The sequence below is a fragment of the Neisseria sp. P0014.S009 genome, from assembly GCF_051958155.1.
GTDB lineage: Bacteria > Pseudomonadota > Gammaproteobacteria > Burkholderiales > Neisseriaceae > Neisseria > Neisseria flavescens_C.
On record NZ_JBQCVS010000100.1, the window covers coordinates 1 to 290 of the forward strand.

1 protein-coding gene is annotated in these 290 nt (G+C 47.9%); it reads left to right on the forward strand.

Annotated elements, in window-relative coordinates:
• Positions 1–142 precede the first annotated feature (142 nt).
• Positions 143–290 (forward strand): hypothetical protein (locus ACTHS4_RS11850; RefSeq protein WP_440365983.1); only part of this gene is annotated, 148 nt, incomplete at its 3' end.

Consider the following 290-nt stretch of genomic DNA (forward strand, 5'->3'; position numbering starts at 1 on the left):
TACAAGATGGGATTCGGAGGCGCAATACCTGAAACCGTATATTTATGTAAACATCAGGCCGTCTGAAACTTGATTTTCGGTTTTCGGACGGACTTTTCCTTTATAATCCGTACATTATTTTCATACACACAGCAGGTTCTCCATGTCCAACAAACCTACACTCCTTCTCGTTGACGGCTATTCTTATCTTTACCGCGCCTATCATGCCATGGGGCAGAATTTTTCTGCGCCCGACGGTGCGCCGACTGGGGCGATGTATGGCGTGTTTAAAATGCTGCGCCGACAGCGGG